Raw genomic sequence first — 24,548 nt, forward strand, 5'->3', positions numbered from 1 at the left:
ACAAGAAGTGCTTTTATATGAGCACTGTGAGTGATCGGTTCAGCCGGCTTTGCAGGCTTGGTAGTACATTTCCCCGGCCGGCGAGGTCACGTTCATCCCCGGAGCGGCCGGAGCCCGCCCCGTCGACGCCGAGGCCGCCGTCGCGGTGCAAACCAGCTGGTTGAGGGCTTGGCTCGACAGTTTTCGCGTGGTGTACGGCAGCACCATGGTCCCCGGTTCGCCCGAGTACACCTCGACCCGCCCCACCTCGGGGGGAACGAACGTGGTGAGCCCCTGCGCGGCTTCCCGTTCCGTTGGTCCCTTCATCAGCAACGTGATCGCGCCCTCGGGGGAGAGGAACCCTTCGGCGGGCCGTGTCACCGGGATGACCCGGCCGTCGGAGACGAAGTACAGCGTCACCCCGCCCATGACGGAGGTCCCCTCGGTGGCGCGGATCGACGGCCCCGGTCCGGCCGGGACGACACCGGTGGGCTGGACGCCGCAGGCCGCCACCAGCGCCGTCGCGGAGAGGACGGCCATCAGGGTCTTCCTCATCAGGCAGTCCCTTCGGCTCGGTTCGGCAGGCGCAGGACGAACCGGGCGCCGGTCCCGCTGTTGGCCGCCGTGATGTCACCGCCGTGCAGCCGGGCGTTCTCCAGTGCGATCGCCAGGCCCAGCCCGCTGCCTTCGGACCGGGCGCGGGAGCTGTCCGCCTTGGTGAACCGGTCGAACACATGCGGCAGGATCTCGGGGTCGATGCCCGGACCGTGGTCGTCGACCTCCACGGTGACGCCGTGGTCGTCGGCGCGCAGGTGGATCTCGACCGGGGCGGAGCCGTGCCGGAACGCGTTGCCGACGAGGTTGGCGACGATCAGGTCGAGCCGCCGCCGGTCGACCCGTGCGGTGACGCCCTCTGGCAGGTCGGTGACCAGGTCTTCGCCGTCCCGCCAGCCCCGGGCGTCGAGGCTGTCGCGGATCGCCGTCGCGAGATCCCATTCGTCGAGCACGAGTTCGGCGCGGCCCGCGTCGAACCGGGAGATCTCGACCAGGTCCTGGACGAGCCGGGTCAGCCTGCGAGTTTCGCCCGAGACCAGCCGTGCCGCGACGGCCGTGTCCGGCGGCAGCGTTTCGGCGTCCTCGTCCAGCACGTCGGTGACCGCGTTCATCGCCGCGAGCGGGGTGCGGAGTTCGTGCGAGACGTCGGCCACGAACCGGCGCGCGTCGGCTTCCATGGCCCGCAGCTCGCCGACCGTGCGTTCCAGCTCGGCGGCCGTGTTGTTGAAGGTCGTGACCAGTTCGGCCAGTTCGTCGGACCCCTTGGCGGGCAGCCGGACGTCGAGCCTGCCCTCGCCGAGCTGGGCGGCGGCGGTGTTGAGCGCCCGGACCGGCCGTAGCACCTGCCTCGCCGCGAGCAGGGCCAGCGCGGCGGCCAGCGGCAACGCGAGCGCGGCCATCTGCCAGGCTTTTTTCGCGAGTTCCTCGATGGCTTGCTGCTGCTGGACGAGCGAGGTGAGCGAGTACACCTCGACGCCGCTGGCTCCCATCGCCCCGTTCGGTTGCCGCGCCAGCACGGGCATGCCGACCAGGAGCTGGGGATTGGCGTTGCGGTCCAGCCGCTGGAACTGGATCCGGGTGTCGGCGGCGACGGTCCGCCGCAGTTCGGGCGAGAAGATGGTCAGGTCCGGGCCGTTGACCGACCGCGTGTCGCGGTAGACCGCGACGGCGGTCAACCGCAGGCTGCCCGCGAAGTCGTTGAGCTGTTCCTGGGTCGGTGGAGTGGACAGCGGGCGGCCGTAGGCGCTGACCCGGTCCTTCAGCTGGTTCATCGCCGCGTCCTGGACCGCTTCGAGGATCGCGTTGCGGGCCGAAACGTAACTGGCGCCCGCCGCGGCCGCCGCCCCGATGATCGTCATCGCCGCGAAGGCCAGGATGAGCCGGGGCCGGAGCCCGGAGAGCAGCCTCATGAACGGCCGAACCGGTACCCGAAGCCCCGGACGGTCTGGACGTGGTCGGGTTTCGCGGGCACGTCTTCGATCTTCGCACGCAACCGCTGGACACAGGCGTCGACCAGCCTGGAGTCGCCGAGGTAGTCGTGATCCCAGACGGCGGAGAGGATCTGCTGGCGGCTGTAGACCTGCCCCGGCGTGCGCGACAGTTCCAGCAGCAGTTTCAACTCGGTCGGGGTGAGCGAGACCGGCTCGCCGTTCTTCGTGACCACCAGCCCGGCCCTGTCGATGACCAGGCGGCCGTGCCGTTCTTCGGCAGGGTCCTCCTCGCTCGAGGGCTTCTCGCTCACCGCGCGCCGCAGCACCGCCCGGATCCGGGCGTCGAGCACCCGGGGTTCGATCGGCTTGGTCACGTAGTCGTCGGCGCCCGCCTCCAGCCCGGCGACGATGTCGAAGTCGTCGCTGCGGGCGGTGAGCATGATGATCGGCACCTCGCCGGCCGAGCGGATCCGGCGGCAGGTCTCGAAGCCGTCGATCCCGGGCAGCATCAGGTCCAGCACGACGATGTCGGGCTGGTAGACCCGCAGTTTCTCCAGCCCGAGCTCACCGCTCTCGGCGGTGTGGACGGTGTGCGCCTGACGGCGCAGCGCGAGTTCCAGACCCTCCCGGACGGACGCGTCGTCTTCGATCAAAAGGACACTTGCCACGCCGCCATTATTCGGATATCGCCGCGCGTGTGCGACTCGGCTCGATCTTGTAGCAGAACCATGACATTGTGCGGACCTCACGGCGAAACGGCGTGGGGAGAGTGGGACACATGGCCGTACTCACCCACGAAGCGAAGCCGACCCCCGCCCACCGCCCGCTGCCGGGACGGCACGCGGAGACCAGGCGCACCCTGTCCAGGGCCGTGTTCCAGCTCGCCACCGGACTGGGACTGGCCACCGCGTTCATCGTGACCTACGTGCTGTTCGTGCACACGTCGGCAGGCCAGCTCGCCGAGAACGGCGTCGTCCGCAGCGCGCAGTCCGGCCAGTGGTCCACAATGGACTGGGCGGGGCCGCTGCGGGAGCAGGACATGGTGCTCGTGATCGGAGCCGCCGCCATCCTGTTGATCGGCCTGGCGCTCATCCGGCGCAAACCGGGTCTTCTCGTCCCCGCGCTGAGTGTCCTCGTGTTCCCGCTCATCGCCGCGCAGCTGCTCAAGCTGTACGTCCTCGAACGCCCCGAACTGCCTGACGGTGGTTACGGACCCGGGCACAACAGTTTCCCGAGCGGACACGTCAGCGCCGCCATGGCGATCCTGATGGCCTTCGCTTTCGTTCTGCCCCAACGATTCCGCCCGGCGATCATCGGGATCGGCGGCGTCGCCGTGGCCTGGGTCGCGTCGTCGACCATCGCGCTGGGCTGGCACCGGCTGAGCGACACGGCGGGCGCCTGCCTGCTGGGAGCGTCGTTCGCCTGCCTCCTCGCCGCCTGGCTGACCACCCGGCGCCGGGACCTGCGCCGCACGCCCGCCGCCCTGGTGGCGCTGGCCGCGATACTGCCGACCGGGATCGTGCTGATCGGGTTCGCGGTGCTGCACACGGCGACCGAGGGCGCCGCCCAGTTCGTCGCCGCGCTGGTGCTGGCCGCGTTGGCCGCGGTGGGGGTCGTGCTGGTCGCGCTGTGGCCGTTGCGCGGATCCGCGTTCGAACGGCGAGCCGGTGTGGAGACCCGCGTGGTCGACGACCTGCTCGAGACTCGCCTCGTGACCCGCCGCTGACGCGGGTTTCCCGAGGTGCCCCCGAATGTCACGTATGGGACGTTTCCCGTCTCATACGTGACATCGGTGCTTCAGGGGTTCCCGTGCGGCGGGCTGAAGGGGCCTTTCGCCGCGTTGGATGCCGCGAAGGGAGCTTTCGCCGCGTTGGATGCGGCGAAAGGCCCCTTCAGCTCAGGACGTGAGTCCCCGGCTCATCGGCGACGTGGGAGCCCGGGGCGCAGGAGGACCCGCGGCGAGTGAAGGCGCCAGGACCACCCGGTTCCGTCCGCTCCGCTTCGCTTGGTACATCGCCGAGTCCGCCGCGCGGAAGAGCTCGCCGTAATCCGTCGAGTGCTCGGGGGAGAGCCCGACGCCGATCGACACGGTGCATCCGTGGATCGGCCCGACCGCGCGGGGTTCGTTGGTGGCGTGGCCGCTGGCGAGTTCCGTCAGCCCGGTGATGGCGGTCTTCGCGACCGCCTCCCGGATCCGTTCGGCGACCCGCACGGCCTCCTCGCAGGTGGTGTCCGGCAGCAGCACGGCGAACTCCTCGCCACCCCACCGCCCGACGACGTCGCGAGACCGCGTGTTCTGCCGGAGCACCGCGCTGACACAGCCGAGCACGATGTCGCCGCCGGAGTGCCCGTACTTGTCGTTCCACTGCTTGAAGTGGTCGAGATCCAGCATCAGGAACGCGGTCGGCCGACGATCGGTCTGGTCTTCGAGCAGGAGCAAGGCGGCCGGGGCGTGGAAGGAGTCCTCGGTCAGCAGGCCGGTCTTCCGGTCTCGCTGGCTGCGCGCGATCGTGTCCGCCAGCGCCTGCGAGAGCCGGGTCGAGCGCAGCGCGACCCCGATCATCACCAGCGGTACCAGCGCGATGTTGACCGCGCCGAGGATCGTGGTGCACGCCGCGAGCTGCAGCGCGTAGACGAAGTCCGCGTTGTCCGCCCAGCTGCCGATCAGCTTTTGCCGCCGCCAGCCGCCCCAGGCCAGACCGCGCGCGATGCTGATCAGGAGCGTTTGCGACGCGAAGTACCAGAGCGCGGCGCCCACCAGCGCGACGGCGGCGAGCGCGATGTCGCCCGTGCCCTGCGGGAGCATGCCCGATTCGAGCCAGGTGTGCAGTGACGTCAGTTCCGTGAGCGTGTGCACGCCGAGGATGGACGCGGCGTGCGCGGCGGTGGTGAAGAGGAACGTCGTCATCGCCTTGTGCGCGATGGAGTAGCGCTGCACGCGCACCATCAGCAACAGCGCGAGCGAGAGGGTGGGCGGCAGCAGGACGGCCGCGCTGCCCAGCCAGACGGCGGTCTGGTCGATGTGCTCGCCGCGCCGGTCGTCGGCACGGCGCTGTTCCTCGGGATGCTGCGTCTGGAGGAGATACCAGATGGTGCAGCCCGCGATCACGCCGAAGCGGACGAGGTCCGTGGTCGTGACAGTGACCTTGAAGGCGTTGTAGAGGGCCCAGATCGCGACCGCGATCTCGGTGCCGAGCATCCAGAAGACTGCCGCGGGCGGAAGGCGCCACAGTTCCCACCCCGCCGGATGCCGCAGGGTGTTCCAGGCACGACCACGCAGCCGCCAGACGCGGGCGGAGGCGAGGCCGACGGTGTCGGCGAAACCCCGGAGCGAACCGGCCGGCCGCTCGGAGTCCTGTTTACCCAACTCGCTGACGAGGGTCACCTCCATCCGTTACGCACCGCACCCGCTTCGATCTTGCTGGGTAACCGCAAGGGGGTGACAGGGGGACCGCGTTGACGATCGCGTGAGACAGGCCAATGCCTGCGTTCGCCGGACGCGATACCGCCACAAGCTGGCAGGGTGGCTCGTATGCCTGACGCCGCATACGACGACGCCGCGGTCCCCGTGATGTTCGGCCCGGAATTCGACAGGAATCCTTCGCCCGCTTACGAATGGCTTCGTGCGAACGCCCCGGCGTTCCGGCTTCCGTTACCCGGCGACACCTGGACCTGGCTGCTGACCCGGCACGCGGACGTCGTTTCCGCGATGGCCGACCCCCGGTTGTCGAAATGCCCGTCCGTGGCCGCGGACCACTGGCGCAAGGCCAATCTCGGCCTGCCCGCCGACCATCGCCCGACCCTCATCGGGCATATGAACAATGTCGAGGGCGACGAACACGCGCGGCTGCGCAAGGCCTGCGCCGGCGCGTTCGGCCCGCGGCGGCTCCAGCACATGCGCGACCGCACGCATCAGCTGGCGAACGAACTGCTCGACCCGATCCTCGACCGCGGCGAAGGCGATCTCGTCGAGGATTTCGCCTACCCGCTGGGAATCCGGTCGATCTGCGAGCTGATCGGCATCCCGGACAGCCTTCTCGGCGAGGTCCGCCCGCCCGCGCTGGTGGTCGCCGCCGGCGACGTCACCGACATGGCGTCGATGCTCAAGGCGACCGACGATCTGGACAAACTGCTCGCCGACGTCGTCGCCCGGAAACGGGCCGAACCGGGGGCGGATCTGATCAGCGACCTGCTCGCGCAGGAGGCCGACGGGAAACTCACCGACGAAGAGGTCGCGGCGACGGCCTTCCTGTCGCTGATCGCCGGGCACGAGACGACGATCAGTCTCATCGCCTCGACCGCGCTGACCCTCATCACGCATCCGGAGGAAGCCGCCCGCGCCCGCGCCGACGGTGCGCATCTGACCCTCGTCATCGAGGAGGTCCTGCGCCGCGACACCCCGCTGCAGAACACCAGCTGGCGCTTCGTCACCGAGCCGATGGAACTCGCCGGGCAACCGATGGAGGCGGGCGACCCGATCCTCTTGTCGTTGCTGGCGGCCAATCGCGACCCCGAAGTCCACCCCGAACCGCTCGCTTTCCGCCCGGGCGAGCGGCCGGTGCGGCATCTGGCCTTCGGGGTCGGCCCGCATATCTGCATCGGTGCCGCGCTCGCGCGGATGCAGGCGTCCGCGGCCCTGGAGACGTTGTTCGACCGCGCGCCGTCGATGACGCTGACCGTGCCCGAGGACAGGCTCGTGTGGTGGCCGAGCGCGATCACCCGCGGCCTGCACAACCTCCCGGTGAAGCTCTAGACGGCGCCTTCGAGCCTGCCGCGCAGCACGCTCGCCTTGCGGTCGTCGAGATCCATGACGAGCTGGAGCGCGTCGCGCCAGACCGTCATGGCCTCTTCACGGTGACCTTGGGCGGCCAGCGCGCAGCCGCGTTCGTCGAGCGCGTCGGCCTGGCCCCAGACGTCGCCGCAGTTCCGGTACGCGGTCAGCGCCTGCTCGCAATAGTCGAGCGCGTGCTCCGGATCGCCGAACCGGCGGCAGGTCCGCGCGAGCGGCACCAGCGCGAAGCCCATGCCGTGCTGGTCGGCGTCCTTCGCGTAGGTGTCGAACGCGCGCAGGCCGTGTTCGAGCGCCAGATCGCGTTCGCCGAGATCGCGGTAGGCGCGGCCGAGGTGGACCCGCGCGGTCGCTTCGCCGAGCTGATATCCGATCCGCGTGTTCACCTCCACGCTCTGCTCGACGAGCCGCACGGCCTCGGCGTAGTCCTCCCGCTCGTGCGCGATGTTGCCGAGTCCGACCAGTGCCCAGCCCAGGCTCGGGTTCTCGCCGATCTCGCCGGAGATCTCGACGGCCTGCCCGAACAGCTCGTGCGCGCGGTCGAGGTCGCCGCGCCGCCGGTGCGCCTCGGCGAGGTTGATCGCCGACCACGCCAGCCCGCCGAGGTCGCCGCCCGCCTTCGCGGACTCGATCGCCACGTCGTGGCTGGAGATCCACGTCTGCCACGGCCTGCCGAGCAGGTGGTAGTCGAACAACTCCACCGGCAGCCGCCAGCCGATCTCGTACAGCCCGTGATCCAGCGCCAGTCGCGCGACACCGGTGATGCTCGGCATCTCCGACGCGCACCAGATGTACGCCTCGTCGAAGGTGGCGAACCGGAGCGGCTCGACACCTTCGGGGGCGGGACCGAGGTCGATGTGGTGGTCACGGGCGGGCGTCAGCGTCCAGCTCGCGGCGTTGGCCGCGTAGAGATACCAGTGGGTGAGCCGGGAAACCGCCGCCTGCCGCTCATCGCGCCATTGCTCGGCGGCGGCCTCTTCGGCGGCGTAGACACGGAGGAGGTCATGGAACCGGTAGTACCGGGCGCCGACCTGCTGGACGAGATGCGCCTGCACGAGCTTGTCGACGAGCCGTCGTGCGTCGTGTTCGGGCAGCCCGGCGAGCGCGGCCGCCGCGCCCGCGGTGAAGCGCGGGCCGGGGTGGAGGCCGATCAGCCGGAACATGCGGGCGGTGTCGGCCTCGAGCGCGCGGTACGACCAGCTGAAGGCGGCCCGGACCCCGACGGCGTCGTCGTCGACGGCGAGCAGCTCCAGCCGGCGGCCCTCGGCGACGAGCTCGCGGGCGAGGTCGCCGACACTCTGATGGGGATGCGTGGCGACCCGCTCGGCGGCGATGTTCACCGCCAGCGGCAGCGCCGCGCACAACTGGACGAGCTTGCCGACGCCTTCGGGATCGCCCGCCGCGCGTTCGTCGCCGATGAGGTCCGCCATGAGCCGGGTCGCTTCGAGATCTTCCAGCGGCTCCAAGGAAACCTGGACCGCGCCACTGCCGACGACCAGTCCGGAGAGCCGTCGCCTGCTGGTGATCAGCACGGTGGTGTCCGGGGTGCCGGGCAGTACCGGCCGCACCTGATGCGAATCGAGGGCGTTGTCCAGCACGACGAGCGTGCGCTGACCGCGCAGCAGGCCACGCAGGAGCGCGAGTCGCATGTGCTCTTCGGCGGGAACGCGGTCGGGCCGGACGCCGACGCACCGGAGAAGGTCGTCGAGGATGTCGGCGGGTTGCGCGGGGGAGCCCGCCGCGTAGCCGCGCAGATCCGACCAGAGAACGCTGTCGAACTCTTCCTGCCGCCGGTTCGCCCATTTCAGCACCAGCGCGGTCTTCCCGACCCCGGGCGGTCCGGCCACGAAGACCACTTGGGCCGGTCCGCCGAGCACTTTCTCGTCGAGCAGGGCGAAATGTTCTTCGCGGCCGACGAAATGCGCCGGTGGCGAGGGAAGGTGGACATACGGTTCCGCGCGGGCGGCTTCGGCGAGCACGATCAGCGTCCCGCCCGCCTCCAGCGCGCGATCGCAGGCTTCGGCGAATTCCGCACTCGGCGGGGTGAGGCCGCGTTCGGCCCGGCTGATGAGACTCTTGTCGACATAGGCGAGTTTCTGGAGTTCGCGCAGTGCCAGTCCTTTGGCCTGCCGCCGCTGCCGCAGTGCGCGCCCGAAAGCCAGTGCGGCCGTCGAAACCGGCTTCGGTTCCGCGCGTGCTTTCCCGGTCTCCCCGGATCTGGCCGAGCCGGAATTCTCGGTCACCAGAAGCACCTTTCTCCCTGCTCCGCGGCAGATCGTGCCACAACGGCGCGACGGCGGGCAGGGCCATCTGCCGATTCGCCGCTGGGCGGAATGGCTCCGCGTGCGACAACCTTCCCATTACATGGGTCACAACACGGCCACCGGGTGTGCGGACGTGCGAAGACAGCCCCCAAACTGTGCGAGAACGCGCCCGTTCCCCACCGGTGCGCCAGTCGAAAGGGAGGTGGATCATGCGCGACCGCGAAATGTGAGCAGGCCCTTGTTCCGCCTTGCGAGCAACCGGGCGAGTACTGATCTCCTCGCAAGCCGGTCGTGGCCGTCTTTCCCGGCGGCCACGGCCGTGACCTTGTGGAACATGTAGAACCGCTTAACGTCGGTGTAGATCTTTTCACTTGTCCTGATGAGTCGTCCGAGGCAGCTTGGAGAGGTATCGAGCAGCCCGGCGAAAGGATCGAAGTGAGCATCGGCGCGCCAGGAACCCTGGTCCGGATGGGCGTTCTCGCCCTGTTGTGGGGATCGGGGTTCCTGTGGATCAAGCTTGCGCTGACCGGGCTGCCGCCCGTTCAGGTCACCGTCATCCGCTGCGCGCTCGGCGCGGTGGTCCTTCTCGTCCTGAGCCGCTGGGCCGGGCAACGCCTCCCGCGTGACCGCCGGATCTGGGGAAGGCTCCTCGTCGCCGCCTTCTTCTGCAACGCCTTGCCGTTCGCGTTGTTCAGCATCGGCGAACTGACCGTGGACTCCGGTATCGCCGGGGTCATGAACGCGACGACTCCGTTGTGGTCGCTGCTGATCGGCATCGGGATCGGCACCGAACGCCGGATCACCGTGATCCGGGTGGGCGGGCTGGCCCTCGGGTTCGCCGGCATCCTGCTGATCTTCGCGCCATGGCAGAAGAGCGGCCTGCTCGGCTGGGGGACGCTGGCCCTGCTCGGCGCCGGAGTCAGCTACGCCATCGCTTTCGCTTACATGGGACGGAAACTCGTCGGCCAGGGCGGTCCGATCGCGATCTCCGCCGCCCAGTTGCTGACCGCCACCGTGTTGAGCGCGCTCGCCCTGCCGTTCGACGCGGCGCCGTCCGGACCGCTGAACGTGACCGCGCTGATCGCCGTCGTCGTCCTCGGGATCTTCGGCACCGGCATCACCTTCTACCTCAACTACCGGCTCATCGAGGACGAAGGCGCGACGTCGGCGGCGACCGTGGGCTACCTGCTGCCGGTCGTGTCGGTGGCGCTGGGCGCGATCGTGCTCGGGGAGGAACTCGGCCCGCGGGTGCTCGCCGGGATGGCGGTGGTGCTGCTCGGAGTCGCCCTGACGCGCTACGTGAGGTCTTCGGCGAGCAAGTCCATCAGCAGCCCGTCGTGCCAGCCGTCGCCGACGGTGTCGCGTTCGTAGCCGCGCATGACCCCGACCTCCCGGAAACCGACGGCCTTGTAGCAGCGGATCGCGGCCTCGTTGTCCACGGCCGGATCGATCACCAGCCGGTGATGCCCGCGATCGTGCACCAGATGGCGGGCCATCGCGCGGACGGTGTCCGTGCCCAGCCCCCGGCCGTGCGCCGCCGGGTCGAGGAAGAGGTCGACCGACGCGTGCCGGTACATGGGATCCTCCTCCTCGCCGTACTGGACGAAGCCCCGGACGGCTCCGTCCTCCAGGACGGTGAAGCGGGTCGTCGTCGGATCGTCGAACGGCCAGGTGGGGGAGTCTTCGACCGAACCCCAGCGCGCCCTGACCTCGGCCGTGCCGCGAATCCGCCGCAGGTCCGGGACGTGGGCTTCGGTGACCGGGGTCAGGATCACGATCTCCCCGTGCAACTCGGTGGTCAGTTCCCGCTCCGTCCGCTCGTTCGAGTGGCGCCAGTCTAGGGAGGCGCGGCCAGGACCGCACGAAGACAGGCGGACATCTCAGCCGGGATCGGGTATCACTAAGGGGAAGGTGGAGGTGGGTCATGGGGAACCTGTACGAGGAACTGCGCCCGGCCACGGAACTGGTCGACGGCGGGGCGACCGCCGTGCGCGCGGCGGTGCTGCGCAAGGCGACCGAGGCGGTCGTCGCGAACGCCCGGGACGCGACGGACTGCCGGATGCTGCTGGAGATGCTGGGGCTGCACTCCGAGCCCGCGACCCGGTCCGAGGACGAAGCCGCCTGAGGCTTCGGCACCGGGGGCCGTGAGTGGGGATTCGGGTTATTGAGGAAGGTCAAAAGTGGCGTGTTCGGGCGGGATGGGCGTTCACGTGTGTTCGGGCGGCGATCACGTGTGATCAGAGACGGATCACGTGTGCTTGGATCCGGATCTCGTGTGATCGGGCGACGTTCACGGAGTTCGCCTTCTGATCACGCGTGATCCGGCTCCGATCACGCGAGTCACGCCTTCGCTCACCTTGGGTTCAGCCACAACGCCACGGTGAGGGCCGCACCAGCCTCCCGGGACGTCGCGAAAGCCACTTTCGGGACATCAGACGTCCCGCAAGTGGCTTTCGTGACACGGCCGCTCGGCATCGGACGCGGCGAAGGACGCCTTCATCCCGTCGCCGGCCCGGCCCGCGAACACGCCGCCTTTGCCTCGCCGCTCAATAACTCGAATGCCCACTCACGACCACCCCGGCCGACCCGTCTCAGTGCCGGGGCAGCACGCAGAACTCGTTGCCTTCCGGATCGGCCATGACGACCCAGGGATCCGACTCGGGGTCGTCGACGACCTTGGCGCCGAGCGAAACGAGCCGGGCGACCTCTTCGCGTTGCTCGAGTTCGTTGGAGGCGAGGTCGAGGTGCAGCCGGTTCTTGCCCGACTTCTCCTCGGGCACCGGCTGGAAGAGCAGACTCAGGACGTCCGGGCCCTTCAGTTCGACGTAGGTCACCCCGTGCCCGTCCGTCCACCGGGACGTTTCGGGGTAACCGAGCGCTTCCTTCCAGAACGCGGCCAGCGCTTCGGCCTCGCGGCAGTCGACGGTGACGGCGAGCATCCGGGTTCGCATCTCTCCACGGTGCCACGGGAAAACGAAATTCGCCGATCAGGTGGGGCGAGGCGTGATCAAGAGTCGCAGGACGTCGGTGAAGAGTGTTTCGGGGACCGCGCCGGCGTCCACTCCGCGCTCGACGGCGAGGCCGTTCGACAGCGCGAGGATCACCACCGCGAGTTGTTCGGCCGGGATCGGCAGTTCCACCGAGTGCGCCCCGGCGGCTTTGCGGATCGCGCGGGTGATGGCCTCCCGCAGCCGGGCCCGGCGTTCCGCGAAACCCGCGTGGATCGCCGGATCCCGCATCGCCAGGCCCCAGTACTCCAGCAGCAGCCGATGCCAGGTGGCGTCGGTGCCGATTCCGCTCAGCAACCGGGCACCCGCCTCGGCCGTCGCCTCCTCCAGATCGGCGATCTCGTCGAAGACCGCGGTGGCGGCGCCCATCCGCTCGACGATGTGCTCTTCCATGATGGTCAGCACCAGATCGTCGCGGCCGCTGAAGTTGGAGTACACGGCGCCCTTGGTGAGCCCGGCTTCGGCCGCGATGTCGTTGAGCGAAGTTCCCGCGATGCCTTGACGGGCGAACACGGCGGTCGCCGCGTCGAGCACGCGCCGCCGGGTTTCGGCCCGGCTCGGGCGGGTGCGGGGAGGACGGGAAGCGGCCATGGATCCGGAGGGTACAACCCGCTGAACTCGGGTTCTGAACATTGACTGTGATCTGGCCCATATGGTACTCAGACAACTCGATACCGCTCGGTATTGAGTTGGAGGTCCCGTGTTCGCAGTCACCGTCGACGTGCGCCGCGCCATGGCCGTCCTGGCCGCAGCCTTCGTCGCCCTCGCCACCCTGGTGGTCGCCGCGCCACCCGTCCGTGCCGCCGATTTCCCGCAGAATCCCCGGAACGATCCCTTCTACGCCCAGCCGTCGCCGTTCCCCGACGTCGCGCCGGGCACCGTGCTCGACTCCCGGCCGGTCACCGTCCGGGCGCTCGCCCTGCCGCTCCCGATCCGGGCCTGGCAGGTCAAGTACAAGTCCACCGACACCCGGGGCAGGCCGATCGCCGACGTCGCGACCGTCCTGCAGCCGCTCGTCCCGCCGCCGGGGCCGCGCAAACTCGTCTCCTACCAGACCGCGCAGGACGGTCTCACCACCGATTGCGCGCCGTCGTACGTGCTCCGGACCGGGCTGGCCCTGCCCGCCGAGGAACTCGCCCTGATGGTGCCGCTGCTCGCGGCCGGGCACACCGTCGTCACCGCGGACTACCAGGGACCCGATTCACAATGGACGGCCGGGCTCAACACCGCGCACGGCGTCCTCGACGGAATCCGTGCGGCACAACGGTTCGCGCCCGCGCGACTGAACGGCGCGGCCACGCCGACCGCGTTGATGGGCTATTCCGGTGGCGCGCTGGCGAGCCAGTGGGCCAACGAGATCCAGCCGTCGTACGCGCCGGAGCTGAAGTTCGCCGGTGTCGCGGCGGGCGGGGTCCCGGCCGACATGGGCTACATCGCGCGGCAGATCGACGGCGGACCGTTGTCGGGTGTCTACATCGGAGCGGCCGTCGGACTCAGCAGGGCGTATCCGGAGATCGACCTCGCCACTCTGCTCAACGCGCGCGGCAAGGCGGCGTTCGCCGAGGTCGGGAAGCAGTGCATCGACCAGTTCAGTGTCGGGCAGGCGTTCCGTCGCATGGCCGATTACGTGACCGTGCCGGAACTGCTCGACGTCCCGGCGGTGAAACGGGTGATCGCCGAGAACGTCATGGGCGGGCACGAACCGGGTTCGCCGACGTACTTCTACCAAGGGATCTTCGATGAACTGACGCCGATCCCGCCGGTCGACAAGCTGGTCGCGAAGTACTGCGCGGCGGGCGTGAAGATCAAGTACGACCGGATCCCCGTCGGCGAGCACGTCACCGTCGCGGTCCAGGGCGCACCCGGCGCGCTGGCCTATGTCAACGATCGGCTCGCCGGGAAACCGGTGCCGAGTTCCTGCTGATCACCGGCATACTCGCCGGATGGCTTTCTTCGACATCGAGGGTTACGAACCCGTGTGGCTCTCCGGACTCAAGGAGATCCGGAGGGCGCACGGGGACCGGTTGCGCGCACTGGTGGGCAAGCGGCTCCAGCACGTCCACCTGACCTGGTACGTCAAATACGGCGAATGGCTTCAGGACGCGCCGGTCGTGCTGGACTTCGGGGACGAACGGCTGGAGATCACGCACTGGAAGTTCGACGAGGTTTCCCTCACCTGGAACACGATCGACCCGTTCGGCAAGGCGGAATGGAACTGGGGCGATCCGGCCGAACCGAGTCCGCTCCGGTGGCGGCAGGACATCTACCCCGAACTGTCCGCTTTGGAGGGTCAGGTGCTCCAGGACGTCGAACTGCTCGAATCCCTGTACAAGGGTGTGGCCGGGAGCATGGTGGCGCTCGGCTTCGTGTTCCCGGGCGGGCGGTTCACCGTCTTCAACGCCATGGACGAGAACGGGCTCGAGTACACCGAGCCCGGTGAGGACTACCGGAAGCATTCCCTGGCGGGCTGAAAAACCGGATGCCCCGGCCGTCGATCTTCGTGATACTTCCCGGCATGTCCCGGATCAAACTGGCCGAAGCGCTCGCTCTGCGCGCCGACGCGACGAAGAAGGTGGAGGCGCTGCGCTCCCGGATCGTCGACAACGCACGCCACCAAGAGGGCGAGGAACCGGCGGAGGACGCGTCCGCGCTCCTCGTCGACGTCGAAACCGCGCTGGGCGACCTGGAATCGCTGATCCAGCGGATCAACCGGACCAACGCCGCGACCCCGCTCGGGGAAGGCACGATCACCGACGCGATCGCGCACCGCGACGTCCTCCGGCTCAGGCACGGCGTCCTCACCGCGGCCGCCGACGCCGCGGCGGGCCGCAACCAAAGCGGCTACGGCCGTCAGCTCCGCTCGGAACTCCGGTATCTCTCCGCGCTTCCGGTCGCGGAGCTGCGGTCCCGCGCGGACCGGGTCGCCGGCGAGATCCGGGTGGTCGACGTCGAGATCCAGCGCACCAACTGGGAGACCGACCTCCTGGACTGAACGTGGAAAGCAGGTAGCCCTCCGGGAAGCGGGCACAAGCCGAGAGCCGGCGGTACACCGGCTCACCTCCTGGTACGTGGCGGGCAGCGTGGGGTTCGACTCCCCGATCACAACTCAGCCCAGCACGGCGCACAGGTGACGGCGCAAACGGCACAGTTCATCACCACGTGCCGGTCCCGGAAGGCGAGGGTGGGCACGGGGCCTTTCCACGTCCGGACGAGGTGCTCGGCACCGCATTCCCGTTGCCCGAGTGGCGTTCCCGACACAGCGGCGAAGCCGATCCATGGGCGGACCCGATCGACTCTGTGCCAAGGTGAAAAGCGGAACAACCCAAGAGCCCAGGTGGTGACCCCGGATGGCACTGAAGATCGGTTACAAGGCGTCGGCCGAGCAGTTCGGCCCGCGCGACCTCGTCGAGTACTCCGTGCTCGCCGAGCAGGTCGGGCTGGACAGCGTGATGGTCAGCGACCATTTCCAGCCCTGGCGGCACCAGGGCGGGCACGCGCCGTTCTCGTTCGCGTGGATGGCGGCGGTCGGCGAGCGCACCGAGCGGGTGGTTCTCGGCACCAGCGTGCTGACGGCGACCTTCCGCTACAACCCGGCCGTGGTGGCGCAGGCGTTCGGCACCCTCGGCAGCCTGTACCCCGGCCGGGTACTGCTCGGGGTCGGCAGCGGCGAGGCGCTCAACGAGGTCGCGGTCGCGCGGATCGAGTGGCCCGCGTTCAAAGAGCGGTTCGCGCGGCTGCGCGAGGCGATCGAGCTGATGCGCAAACTGTGGTCCGAAGAGCGCGTCACGTTCGAGGGCGAGTACTACCAGACCACCGACGCCACCGTGTACGACCGACCCGAGGGCGGCGTGCCGATCTACATCGCGGCGGGCGGTCCGGTGATGGCGAAGTACGTCGGCAAGCAGGGCGACGGTTTCATCTGCACCAGCGGCAAGGGGATGGACCTCTACACCGACAAGCTGCTGCCCGCGGTCGCGGAGGGCGCGGAGCAGGTCGGCCGGAGCACCGGCGACATCGACAAGATGATCGAGATCAAGCTGTCCTACGACCCGGATCCGGCGCAGGCGCTGGAGAACACCCGGTTCTGGGCGCCGCTCTCGCTGACGCCGGAGCAGAAGGCGGGCATCGAGGACCCGTCCGAAATGGAGAAGGCCGCGGACGCGCTGCCGATCGAGCAGGTCGCGAAGCGCTGGATCGTCACCTCCGACCCGGCCGACGCCGTCGAGCAGATCAAGCCGTACGTCGAAGCGGGCTTCAACCACCTCGTCTTCCACGGCCCCGGCCACGACCAGGAGCGTTTCCTGCGCTCGTTCTCCGAGCAGGTCGTCCCGGGTCTCCGCGAACTCGGCTGACCGGCTCGGGTGGCGGCATCGCGCGGGCGGTGCCGCCACCCGGCTCCCGGCTGGTGAGACCTCGTTGACCGGTCCGGCCGCCGCTGGGTTTCCTTTCGTCCATGCCCGCGAAACGAATTCGTCTCAACGCTTTCGACATGGCCGTCACGGGCCATCTCGCCCCCGGCGTGTGGACCCATCCCGACGATCAGGCCCATCGGTACAAGGATCTCGAATACTGGACCGAACTGGCGAAACTGCTGGAGCGCGGTAAATTCGACGGCCTTTTCCTCGCCGACGTCCTCGGGGTCTACGACGTCTACCGCGATTCGCGGGATCCCGCGGTGGGCACGGGCACGCAGGTCCCGGTGAACGATCCGCTGCTGTCGGTTTCGGCGATGGCCGCGGTCACGAAGCACCTCGGGTTCGGTGTCACGGTTTCCCTCACCTACGAACAGCCGTATGCCCTGGCGCGCAAGTTCACCACTCTCGACCATCTGACCAAGGGCCGGGTCGCCTGGAACATCGTGACGTCCTATTTGGACAGCGCGGCGGTGAACCTCGGTCTCGACCAGCAGATCACCCACGACAACCGGTACGACATCGGCGAGGAGTTCCTCGAGGTCACCTACAAACTGTGGGAGTCCTCCTGGGAGGACGACGCCGTGCTCGCGGACAAGTCCACCGGCCGGTACGCCGATCCGGACAAGGTCCACCCCATCGAACACAAGGGGGAGTACTACTCGGTTCCCGGCGTGTTCCTCGCCGAGCCGTCGCCACAGCGGACACCGGTGCTCTATCAGGCCGGGACGTCGACCAAGGGGCGCTCCTTCGCCGCCAAACACGCCGAAGCGGTGTTCATCATGGGCCATTCGACCGACGTCGTCGGCCGGAACGTGGCCGACGTCCGCCGTCAGGCCGCGGACTTCGGCCGGGATCCGGAGAGCGTCAAGTTCTTCGCGCTGGTGACCCCGATCGTCGCCGAGACCGACGAGGCCGCGCAGGAGAAGTTCCGCGACTACCTCGGCCGGGCGAGTTACGAAGGGGCGCTCACCCTGTTCGGCGGCTGGACCGGCATCGACCTTTCCGGCTATTCGCCGACCGAAATCCTCGAACACGTGCACAGCGAGGCGATCCAGTCGGTGGTGGAGAACTTCTCCAAGGCCGATCCGACGCGGACCTGGACGCCGGAGGAGATCGGGAAGTTCCTCGGCATCGGCGGACTCGGCCCGGTGATCGTCGGCTCGCCCGCGACCGTGGCCGACGAACTCGAGCGGTGGATCGACGAGGCCGACGTCGACGGCTTCAACGTCGCCTACGCGACCACGCCGGGCACCTTCGCCGACTTCATCGACCTCGTGGTGCCTGAACTGCGGCGGCGAGGGCTGGTGTGGGAGGACTACGAGGGCGACACCCTGCGGGAGAGCATCTACGAACCGGGCCAGGTGCGGCTGCGTGACGACCACCCTGGCGCCCGGTACCGGCGGGTTTAGTCCTCTGGTTGCGGTCCGGGCCTCAGGACTCGGTGACGAGCTTGCCGATCTCCTGGTCGAAGTCGAACCACTCCGGCTCGGAACCGGCGGGCACGACGTCGTAGGTGCGGTCGAGGAACTCGGCCAGTTCCTGCGCCTGCGCTTCGAGGACCGCGCAGCCGTCGGGTGCGCTGAGGGCGAAGATCACGATCGAGGTGTCGTCGGCCGGGCTGATGATCACGTCGCCCTCACCCGATGGAGTGAGGAGGCCGTCCGCGAGCAGGTCACGGCCGAACATCCAGCGGACCGTCCCGCCGCCCGAGTGGTAGGCCACCACGACGGCGTAGGGATCTTCGGGGTCGTACTCGAGGTCGGCGTTGACGGGGAGGGGGTCCGCACCGAAAGTGCGCAGGCCGAAGACGATCGTCCCCCGGATGAGGTCGTTTTCCTTGTCCAACGCTTCAGCCCCTTACGTTCGGTTGCTGTTGATCTTCAGCTATTGATAACGCAATGTGAAGCCTTTTCGTGACCCGAGTCGACAACTTTCACACGTTCGGCTGAGAGCTGTGTCTCACGTGCTCACGGACGGTTCCGGCCGTGCACGTGCGGTGAGCAAGCGGGAAATGTGATCATTCGTGCAAAAGAAAGAGATTCCGCACGTGCATATTCCGGTGAATGAAAATAGCCAACCATTCGGCGGAGTGAATCGGTAATTCTCGCGGTTAACATCATCCTGCGTCGTTCAAGTATTTCTCGGAGACCGGCGTGGATCCGTCCTGGACCTCGGCGAATTGGATCGTTGCGGATCGGGAGGGGACTGACAATGGGCGTACGAATCACCGTCGCCATTCCAAGAGAAGAGCCGGTGCGGCGTGATGCGGTTTACGGGCCGCGGCGGCGAGCCGTTCCGGGACGAGTGCCGGCCCCGTCCGGCGCCGGTACCGAACCGGCGGTGCCGCGCGTCCAGGGGCGCCGCCGTGATTGACCGGCTCCCGATGCGTGTCGGGCGGGCCGACATCGATCGGCTGGAGGGCGTCATCGCCGCACTCCGGGCGCGCGACTATCGGGAAGGCGGCGGGTCCTGCCGGGAACTGCTGCGGGTGCTGGAGCCCTACGGAGCCGCTCTGCGACGGGGAATGATGTCCGAGACGCAGGCCCGGCGCCTGGCGGGCGTGGTCGCGGATCTGCACAACCTGCAGGGCTGGACGGAATTCGACTCCGGCCGCCCGATCAGGGCGGAGCGGCACTTCCGCCGTGCGCTCGAACTGGCGGCGGAAGCGGGCAACGACGACCTCACCGCCAACATCCACTACCGGCTCGGCCGGATGTACCTGCATCACCGCTCGCCGGCTGAGGCGCTCGAACAGTTCGGTAAGGGGCAGCTCGCCGCACGCAGGGCGGGAAGGCCGCTTTCGCAGGCGATCCTTTCGGCGAACGAGGCATGGGCCTACGCGCTCCTCGGTGACGTCCGCCAGGCGCTGGACAAGCTTTCCCTTGCCCCGGAACAGTTCGCCAATTCCCTCGGGGACACCGTCCCGTCGTGGTCCGCCTTCTTCGCGGCCAACGACCTGGCCGCGATGATCGGCACCGTGCGCACCGAACTCGCCAGGCTCGTCGACGTCCGCCACAGCCGGGAGGCCATCCCCGCGCTCACCGAGGCCATCGAGGGCTACGGCCCGGACATGGTCCGCAGCCGGTCGCTGACGATGATCTGGCTCGCCGTCGACCACGCCTTGGAAGGCGACCTCGATCGCGCGGCCGAGGTCGGCCTGTCCGCGATGGAGATCGCCGGCGGAATCCGTTCCGCGCGGACGCGGGACCGTTTACGGCCGCTGTCGGAATGCGTGCGGAAGCGGGTCGGCGATATCAATGCGCGGGATCTTCTTGACCGGATCGCAACATTTCGTGCCAGCGCCTGAGCGCCGGGGAATAGGTGGAGGAATGACCGGATCAATTTCACCGGGCGTAGGCTCGCGGACATGAAACGGACTTCGTTCGCGCAGTGGCCGTGCTCGATCGCGCGCACCATGGACCTGCTCGGCGACTGGTGGACGCCGCTGGTCCTGCGGGAGGCGTTCTACGGGATCCGCAGGTTCGACGAGTTTCAGCAGGAACTCGGCATCGCGCGGAACACCCTCGCCGACCGGCTGCGCCGCCTGGTCGGCGAGGGGTTGCTGGAGAAGCGCGCCTACCAGACCGACCCGGTCCGTTACGACTACGTGCTGACCGAGAAGGGCGCGGATTTCTACGGTGTCCTCGCCGCGATGTCGCGCTGGGGCGACCGCTGGCTCGCCGAGGAAAGCGGGCCGCCGATCACCCTCCACCACGACACCTGCGGGCACGACACGCACGCGGAGGTCGTCTGCGCGCACTGTGCCGGGCCGCTCACCGCCGAGAACACGCGGGCACGGCTCGGGTCCGGCTACCCGCCGAAGCTCGCGAACCGCCCCGACGTGGTGCGCCGCTTCGCCGCGCAGGAGGGTTTGACAAGGTAAGTCCATCTACGCAACTATCGAGGTCACGAGCACGGGAGGGCGACCACGATGGAGTGGACGGGCGCCAAGTACGCCGACAAACCGACGGTCGAGGTCGAGGCCTGGGTCGATGCCGTCCCGGAGCGGGTCTGGTCGATCGTCTCCGACGTCCGGCTGATGCCGGAGATGAGCGGGGAACTCCAGTCGGTCGACTGGTGCGACGGCGAGGACGGTGACGCCGCGGTCGGCAGGCGGTTCGTCGGCCGCAGCAGGCACGACGCGCTCGGCGAATGGGAGACGACGTCGCACGTCGTCGAATGCGACGAGCCGCGCGTGTTCACGTGGGCGGTGCACGACCCCGAGACGCCGACGGCGTTGTGGCGCTTCACGCTGGAGGCCGAGAACGGCGGTACGAAGCTCCGGCAGTGGATGCAGCTGGGGCCGGGGCGGTCCGGCCTGTCGCTGGCCATCGACCAGATGCCGGGCAAGGAGGAGAAGATCGTCTTCGTCCGGCTGCGTGAATTCGAGAACGCGATGACCGGGACCCTCGCCGCGATCAAGGAGCGGGCCGAGGCGGCGCGCGCGTGATGCGGACGGCGACCACGGTCGAGGCCTCGCGCGGCTGGCGGGAGACGCTGGATTTCGTGCTGGAGGCGGAGAAGCTCGGTCTCGACGACTGCTGGGTCGCCGAAGCGTGGGGTTCGGACGCTCCGTCGGTGCTCGGGTATCTCGCCGCGCGGACCGAGCGGATCCGGCTCGGCTCCGGGATCATCCAGCTCGGCACGCGGAGCCCGGTCGCGATCGCGCAGGCCGCGCTGACCCTCTCGATGCTGTCCGACGGCCGGTTCGCCCTCGGGCTCGGCGCCTCGGGGCCGCAAGTGATCGAGGGCCTCCACGGCGTTTCGTTCGCCCGGCCGCTGACGCGGATGCGGGAGACGGTCGCGATCATCCGTCAGGCGTTCGCGGGGGAGAAGATCTCGCACTCCGGCAAGGAGTTCGAGATCCCGCTGCCGGGTGAGACCAGGCCGATGCGGCTGTCGACGACGCCGAATCCGGACATCCCGATCCACTTGGCCACGCTCTCGCCGAAGCTGCTGGAGCTGACCGGTGAGATCGCGGACGGCTGGCTGGGCACCAGTTTCGTCCCGGAAGGGGCGCAGGCCTACTTCTCGCATCTCGACGCAGGTCTCGCGAAGGCGGGCCGGACGCGGGCGGACCTGGAGGTCTGCCAAGGCGCCGAGGTCGCCTTCGCCCGCGACGAGGACGAGTTGCGAGGGATGGTCGCGGGCCGCAAGGCCGAACTGGCGTTCAGTCTCGGCGGGATGGGTTCGGCGAAAACGAACTTCTACAACAACGCCTACAGCAGGCAGGGCTGGGCCGAGGTCGCGGCGGCGGTGCGCGAGCGCTGGCAGTCGGGCGACCGCGAAGGCGCCGCCGCGCTGGTGACCGACGAGATGGTGCTCGGCACGACGCTGATCGGCACCGAACCGATGGTGGCGGAGCGGCTGCGCGTCTGGCGTGACGCCGGGGTCGACACGGTCCGGCTGTACCCGGCGGGGGAGACGGTCGCCGACCGGCTCACCACCCTCGGCCGCGCGCTGGACCTGGTCCGCGCCCTGGGGTGAGGAGTTGGCCCGAATGCCCGCGCCGGTTGAGGTGACCGGCCGAGTGCGGGCGGCCGCGCCTGCTCCAAGCGGGTAGAACTTGTTTCACTTTTGCCTCCGGCTGGAGAACATGACCTCGCTCGATCGCCACGCGAGGAGGCCCCATGAAGCCCGACCCCCGACTTTCCCGGCGCCAGGTTCTGCGCGGCAGCGCCGGGCTCGCGCTCGCTTCGGGCCTGCCGTTCGCCGGGACGGCCACGGCGAGCGCCGCGGTGATCGGCGAGTACGACGTCGTCGTGGTCGGCGCGGGCGCGGCGGGGATGACCGCCGCGCTGACGGCGGCCAAACGCGGGCTCAGCTGCGTCGTACTGGAGAAGGCGGCGAAGTTCGGCGGTTCGGCGGCCCGCTCGGGGGCGGGGATCTGGATTCCGTGCAATTCGGTGCTGGCCGCGGCCGGCGTCCGTGACACCCCGGACCAGGCCGCGCGGTACCTGGCCGCCGTGGTCGGCCCGTCGATCCCCGCCTCGCGGCAGCAGGCGTTCCTCGCCGACGGCCCGGCGATGCTCTCGTTCGTGATGGCCAACAGCCCGCTGCGGTTCCGGTGGATGGAGGGCTACAGCGACTACTACCCGGAACTGCCCGGCGGGATGCCGGACGGCCGCTCGATCGAACCGGACCAGCTCGACGGGAACGTCCTCGGTGCCGAACTGGCCAACCTGAACCCGCCTTATCTCGCCACGCCCGCGGGAATGGTCGTCTTCAGCGCCGACTACAAATGGCTCGCGCTGGCCGCGGTCAATCCGAAGGGTGCCGCGGTGGCCGCCGCCTGCCTCGCCCGCGGCACCGCCGCCGCGCTCGCCAGGCAGAAACCGCTCACCATGGGCCAATCACTGGCCGCGGGACTGCGGGCCGGGCTGCAGCGCGCCGGTGTGCCGGTCTTGCTGAACACGCCGTTGACCGATCTCGTCATCGAGAACGGGAAGGTCACCGGAGTGACCGTCGCGGGTGGCGTCGTCAAGGCCCGGCGCGGTGTCATCGTCGGCTCCGGCGGGTTCGAGCACAATGCCGCCATGCGGGCGGAGTACCAGCGCCAGCCGATCGGTACACAGTGGACGGTCGGCGCCCGGTCGAACACCGGAGACGGGATCCTGGCCGGAAAGCGGGCAGGCGCGGCACTGGACCTGATGGACGACGCCTGGTGGGGCCCGGCGATCCCGCTGCCCGGCGAGCCGTACTTCTGCCTCGCCGAGCGGACCCTGCCCGGCGGGCTGATGGTGGACGCGGCGGGCAAACGGTTCGTCAACGAAGCGGCGCCGTACAGCGACGTCGTGCACACGATGTACGACCGGAACCCGACTTCGCCGACCATCCCGGCGTGGCTGGTCGTCGACCAGCATTACCGCAACCGGTATCTCTTCCGCGACGTCGCGCCGCTGCTGCCGCTTCCCGACGAGTGGTACTCGGCGGGCGCGGTCAAGAAGGCGTGGACCGTGGAGGCGCTCGGCAGCGCGATCGGTGTTCCGTCGAAGGCGTTGCGCGCCACGGTGAACCGGTTCAACGGCCAGGCACTGTCCGGTGTGGACAGTGACTTCCGGCGGGGCGCCAGTGCCTACGACCACTACTACACCGATCCCTATGTCCTGCCGAACTCGTGCCTCGCCCCGCTCTGGGAACCGCCGTTCTACGCGTTCAAGATCGTCCCGGGCGACCTCGGCACCAAGGGCGGGATGCGCACCGACGCGCGGGCGCGGGTCCTGCGGGCGGACGGTTCGGTCATCTCCGGCCTGTACGCCGCCGGGAACGCCAGCGCGGCGGTGATGGGCCCCAGCTACGCGGGAGCCGGGTCGACGATCGGCCCGGCGATGACGTTCGGGTACGTCGCGGCGAACGATCTCGCCGATCACCCGTGAGCTGAAGGGGCCCTTCACCGCATGTCACGCGGTGAAGGGCCCCTTCGTCGCGTCAGATGCGGGTATGGCGTCCTTCGGCTCCCCCTCCGCTAAGGTGAGACGTTCGCGTGGCATCAAGGGCTGGGGGGTCCGCCATGGTCGTCAAACGTTCCTATCACCATGGGGACCTTCGTCGTGCGCTCGTCATGGCCGCGCGTGAGGTGCTCGTCGAGCGGGGTCCCGAGGGGGTGAGCCTGCGCGGCGCGGTCGCGAAGGTGGGCGCTTCCACCGCGGCGCCGTACCGCCATTTCCGCGACAAGGACGCGCTGCTGGTGGCCGTCGCGCTGGAGGGACACGCCGAATTGCAGGCCGCTTTGCGGGGCTGCGGCGCCGGGACGGTGACCGCGCTCGGGCATTCCTATCTCGGCTTCGCGCTGGAGAATCCCGCGTTGTACCGGTTGATGGCGGGGGCCGGGATCGGCGACCGCGCCGCGCATCCGGAACTCGCCGAGGCGCACCGGGAGACGTGCGCGGTGCTGGCCGGGCGAGTGGGGGAGCGGAGCGATCCGGGCGGCTTCGCCGTCACCCTGTGGTGCTTGCTCCACGGGCTGGCCACGCTCGTGATCGACGGTCACGTCGAGCGCGGCTCCGCCGTCGCGGAGGCCGAGCGCAGTCTCGCGTTGCTGAGCGGCGGCGCGGTCGGGACCGCGGACGCGCGTCCGTAGACGACCTTCCCCAAGTACAGGAAGGACC

24 protein-coding genes are annotated in these 24,548 nt (G+C 69.2%); 15 read left to right on the forward strand and 9 right to left on the reverse strand.

Features of this window, described 5'->3' with window-relative positions; all coding sequences use genetic code 11:
* Positions 1-39: 39 nt before the first annotated feature.
* The 3 genes from BKN51_RS07705 to BKN51_RS07715 are packed head-to-tail and all read right to left on the reverse strand — an operon-like array spanning position 40 to position 2,632.
* Positions 40-534 carry a GerMN domain-containing protein gene (locus BKN51_RS07705; RefSeq protein ID WP_101606958.1) on the reverse strand — a complete coding sequence of 165 codons (495 nt, stop codon included), beginning with the start codon at positions 532-534 and terminating at the stop codon, positions 40-42.
* Complete coding sequence (locus BKN51_RS07710) at positions 534-1,943, reverse strand: sensor histidine kinase (protein WP_101606959.1); 1,410 nt, start codon at positions 1,941-1,943, stop codon at positions 534-536. The genes BKN51_RS07705 and BKN51_RS07710 overlap by 1 nt, the downstream gene beginning before the upstream one ends.
* Positions 1,940-2,632: a response regulator transcription factor gene (locus tag BKN51_RS07715; protein WP_101606960.1), complete on the reverse strand. Its 693-nt coding sequence runs from the start codon at positions 2,630-2,632 to the stop codon at positions 1,940-1,942. Before BKN51_RS07715 ends, BKN51_RS07710 begins: the two co-directional genes overlap by 4 nt.
* A 110-nt stretch (positions 2,633-2,742) precedes the next feature.
* On the opposite strand from BKN51_RS07715, the gene BKN51_RS07720 reads away from it, so the two are divergent.
* On the forward strand, positions 2,743-3,690 hold the full coding sequence (locus BKN51_RS07720) for a phosphatase PAP2 family protein (protein ID WP_101606961.1): 948 nt from the start codon (positions 2,743-2,745) through the stop codon (positions 3,688-3,690).
* A gap of 171 nt (positions 3,691-3,861) precedes the next feature.
* Here the strand turns inward: BKN51_RS07720 and BKN51_RS07725 are convergent, their stop codons facing one another.
* Entirely contained in the window at positions 3,862-5,355 is a 1,494-nt protein-coding gene (locus BKN51_RS07725) for a GGDEF domain-containing protein (RefSeq protein WP_101606962.1), read from the reverse strand.
* 141 nt (positions 5,356-5,496) lie between these two features.
* Between BKN51_RS07725 and BKN51_RS07730 the strand changes: the two genes are divergently transcribed.
* Positions 5,497-6,717 carry a cytochrome P450 family protein gene (locus BKN51_RS07730; protein ID WP_101606963.1) on the forward strand — a complete coding sequence of 407 codons (1,221 nt, stop codon included), beginning with the start codon at positions 5,497-5,499 and terminating at the stop codon, positions 6,715-6,717.
* Here the strand turns inward: BKN51_RS07730 and BKN51_RS07735 are convergent.
* Entirely contained in the window at positions 6,714-8,996 is a 2,283-nt protein-coding gene (locus BKN51_RS07735) for a tetratricopeptide repeat protein (protein WP_233224037.1), read from the reverse strand. The genes BKN51_RS07730 and BKN51_RS07735 overlap by 4 nt on opposite strands.
* A gap of 456 nt (positions 8,997-9,452) precedes the next feature.
* Between BKN51_RS07735 and BKN51_RS07745 the strand changes: the two genes are divergently transcribed.
* Positions 9,453-10,388, forward strand: a complete 936-nt coding sequence (locus tag BKN51_RS07745; RefSeq protein ID WP_101606965.1) for a DMT family transporter — start codon at positions 9,453-9,455, stop codon at positions 10,386-10,388.
* Here the strand turns inward: BKN51_RS07745 and BKN51_RS07750 are convergent.
* A complete protein-coding gene (locus tag BKN51_RS07750; RefSeq protein ID WP_101613104.1) occupies positions 10,313-10,792 on the reverse strand; it encodes a GNAT family N-acetyltransferase in 480 nt (159 codons plus the stop codon). The genes BKN51_RS07745 and BKN51_RS07750 overlap by 76 nt on opposite strands.
* Positions 10,793-10,941: 149 nt before the next feature.
* On the opposite strand from BKN51_RS07750, the gene BKN51_RS07755 reads away from it, so the two are divergent.
* On the forward strand, positions 10,942-11,142 hold the full coding sequence (locus tag BKN51_RS07755) for a hypothetical protein (protein WP_101606966.1): 201 nt from the start codon (positions 10,942-10,944) through the stop codon (positions 11,140-11,142).
* Between the two features lie 466 nt (positions 11,143-11,608).
* On the opposite strand, the gene BKN51_RS07760 is transcribed toward BKN51_RS07755, so the two are convergent.
* Together BKN51_RS07760 and BKN51_RS07765 are read right to left on the reverse strand one after the other, a co-directional pair.
* Positions 11,609-11,968, reverse strand: a complete 360-nt coding sequence (locus tag BKN51_RS07760; RefSeq protein WP_101606967.1) for a VOC family protein — start codon at positions 11,966-11,968, stop codon at positions 11,609-11,611.
* A gap of 36 nt (positions 11,969-12,004) precedes the next feature.
* Positions 12,005-12,616 carry a TetR/AcrR family transcriptional regulator gene (locus tag BKN51_RS07765; protein ID WP_101606968.1) on the reverse strand — a complete coding sequence of 204 codons (612 nt, stop codon included), beginning with the start codon at positions 12,614-12,616 and terminating at the stop codon, positions 12,005-12,007.
* Between the two features lie 109 nt (positions 12,617-12,725).
* On the opposite strand from BKN51_RS07765, the gene BKN51_RS07770 reads away from it, so the two are divergent.
* The 5 genes from BKN51_RS07770 (at position 12,726) to BKN51_RS07790 (ending at position 17,849) form a co-directional block, all read left to right on the forward strand.
* Positions 12,726-13,949, forward strand: coding sequence for a lipase family protein (locus BKN51_RS07770; RefSeq protein ID WP_101606969.1), 1,224 nt, complete (start codon positions 12,726-12,728; stop codon positions 13,947-13,949).
* 19 nt (positions 13,950-13,968) lie between these two features.
* Positions 13,969-14,496 carry a hypothetical protein gene (locus tag BKN51_RS07775; RefSeq protein WP_101606970.1) on the forward strand — a complete coding sequence of 176 codons (528 nt, stop codon included), beginning with the start codon at positions 13,969-13,971 and terminating at the stop codon, positions 14,494-14,496.
* Positions 14,497-14,540: 44 nt separating this feature from the next.
* Complete coding sequence (locus BKN51_RS07780; protein WP_233224023.1) at positions 14,541-15,017, forward strand: DIP1984 family protein; 477 nt, start codon at positions 14,541-14,543, stop codon at positions 15,015-15,017.
* 355 nt (positions 15,018-15,372) lie between these two features.
* Positions 15,373-16,377: a glucose-6-phosphate dehydrogenase (coenzyme-F420) gene (fgd, locus tag BKN51_RS07785; RefSeq protein ID WP_101606972.1), complete on the forward strand. Its 1,005-nt coding sequence runs from the start codon at positions 15,373-15,375 to the stop codon at positions 16,375-16,377.
* Between the two features lie 101 nt (positions 16,378-16,478).
* Positions 16,479-17,849, forward strand: coding sequence for an LLM class flavin-dependent oxidoreductase (locus BKN51_RS07790; RefSeq protein ID WP_101606973.1), 1,371 nt, complete (start codon positions 16,479-16,481; stop codon positions 17,847-17,849).
* A 22-nt stretch (positions 17,850-17,871) separates the two neighbouring features.
* On the opposite strand, the gene BKN51_RS07795 is transcribed toward BKN51_RS07790, so the two are convergent.
* The gene (locus tag BKN51_RS07795; RefSeq protein WP_101606974.1) at positions 17,872-18,285 is read right to left on the reverse strand and encodes an SsgA family sporulation/cell division regulator; all 414 of its coding nucleotides are present in this window, start codon (positions 18,283-18,285) and stop codon (positions 17,872-17,874) included.
* 538 nt (positions 18,286-18,823) lie between these two features.
* On the opposite strand from BKN51_RS07795, the gene BKN51_RS07800 reads away from it, so the two are divergent.
* The 6 genes from BKN51_RS07800 (at position 18,824) to BKN51_RS07825 (ending at position 24,520) form a co-directional block, all read left to right on the forward strand.
* Positions 18,824-19,747, forward strand: coding sequence for a tetratricopeptide repeat protein (locus BKN51_RS07800; protein ID WP_101606975.1), 924 nt, complete (start codon positions 18,824-18,826; stop codon positions 19,745-19,747).
* Between the two features lie 60 nt (positions 19,748-19,807).
* The gene (locus BKN51_RS07805) at positions 19,808-20,323 is read left to right on the forward strand and encodes a winged helix-turn-helix transcriptional regulator (RefSeq protein WP_101606976.1); all 516 of its coding nucleotides are present in this window, start codon (positions 19,808-19,810) and stop codon (positions 20,321-20,323) included.
* A 48-nt stretch (positions 20,324-20,371) separates the two neighbouring features.
* Positions 20,372-20,890 carry an SRPBCC family protein gene (locus tag BKN51_RS07810; RefSeq protein WP_101606977.1) on the forward strand — a complete coding sequence of 173 codons (519 nt, stop codon included), beginning with the start codon at positions 20,372-20,374 and terminating at the stop codon, positions 20,888-20,890.
* Positions 20,890-21,927 carry an LLM class flavin-dependent oxidoreductase gene (locus BKN51_RS07815; RefSeq protein WP_101606978.1) on the forward strand — a complete coding sequence of 346 codons (1,038 nt, stop codon included), beginning with the start codon at positions 20,890-20,892 and terminating at the stop codon, positions 21,925-21,927. Before BKN51_RS07810 ends, BKN51_RS07815 begins: the two co-directional genes overlap by 1 nt.
* A 143-nt stretch (positions 21,928-22,070) precedes the next feature.
* Positions 22,071-23,816, forward strand: a complete 1,746-nt coding sequence (kstD, locus tag BKN51_RS07820) for a 3-oxosteroid 1-dehydrogenase (protein ID WP_101606979.1) — start codon at positions 22,071-22,073, stop codon at positions 23,814-23,816.
* A gap of 134 nt (positions 23,817-23,950) precedes the next feature.
* Positions 23,951-24,520 (forward strand): TetR/AcrR family transcriptional regulator, encoded by a 570-nt coding sequence (locus tag BKN51_RS07825; protein WP_101606980.1) that lies wholly within the window; start codon positions 23,951-23,953, stop codon positions 24,518-24,520.
* The last annotated feature ends 28 nt before the right edge of the window (positions 24,521-24,548 follow it).

The sequence above is a fragment of the Amycolatopsis sp. BJA-103 genome, assembly GCF_002849735.1.
Classification (GTDB): Bacteria; Actinomycetota; Actinomycetes; order Mycobacteriales; family Pseudonocardiaceae; genus Amycolatopsis.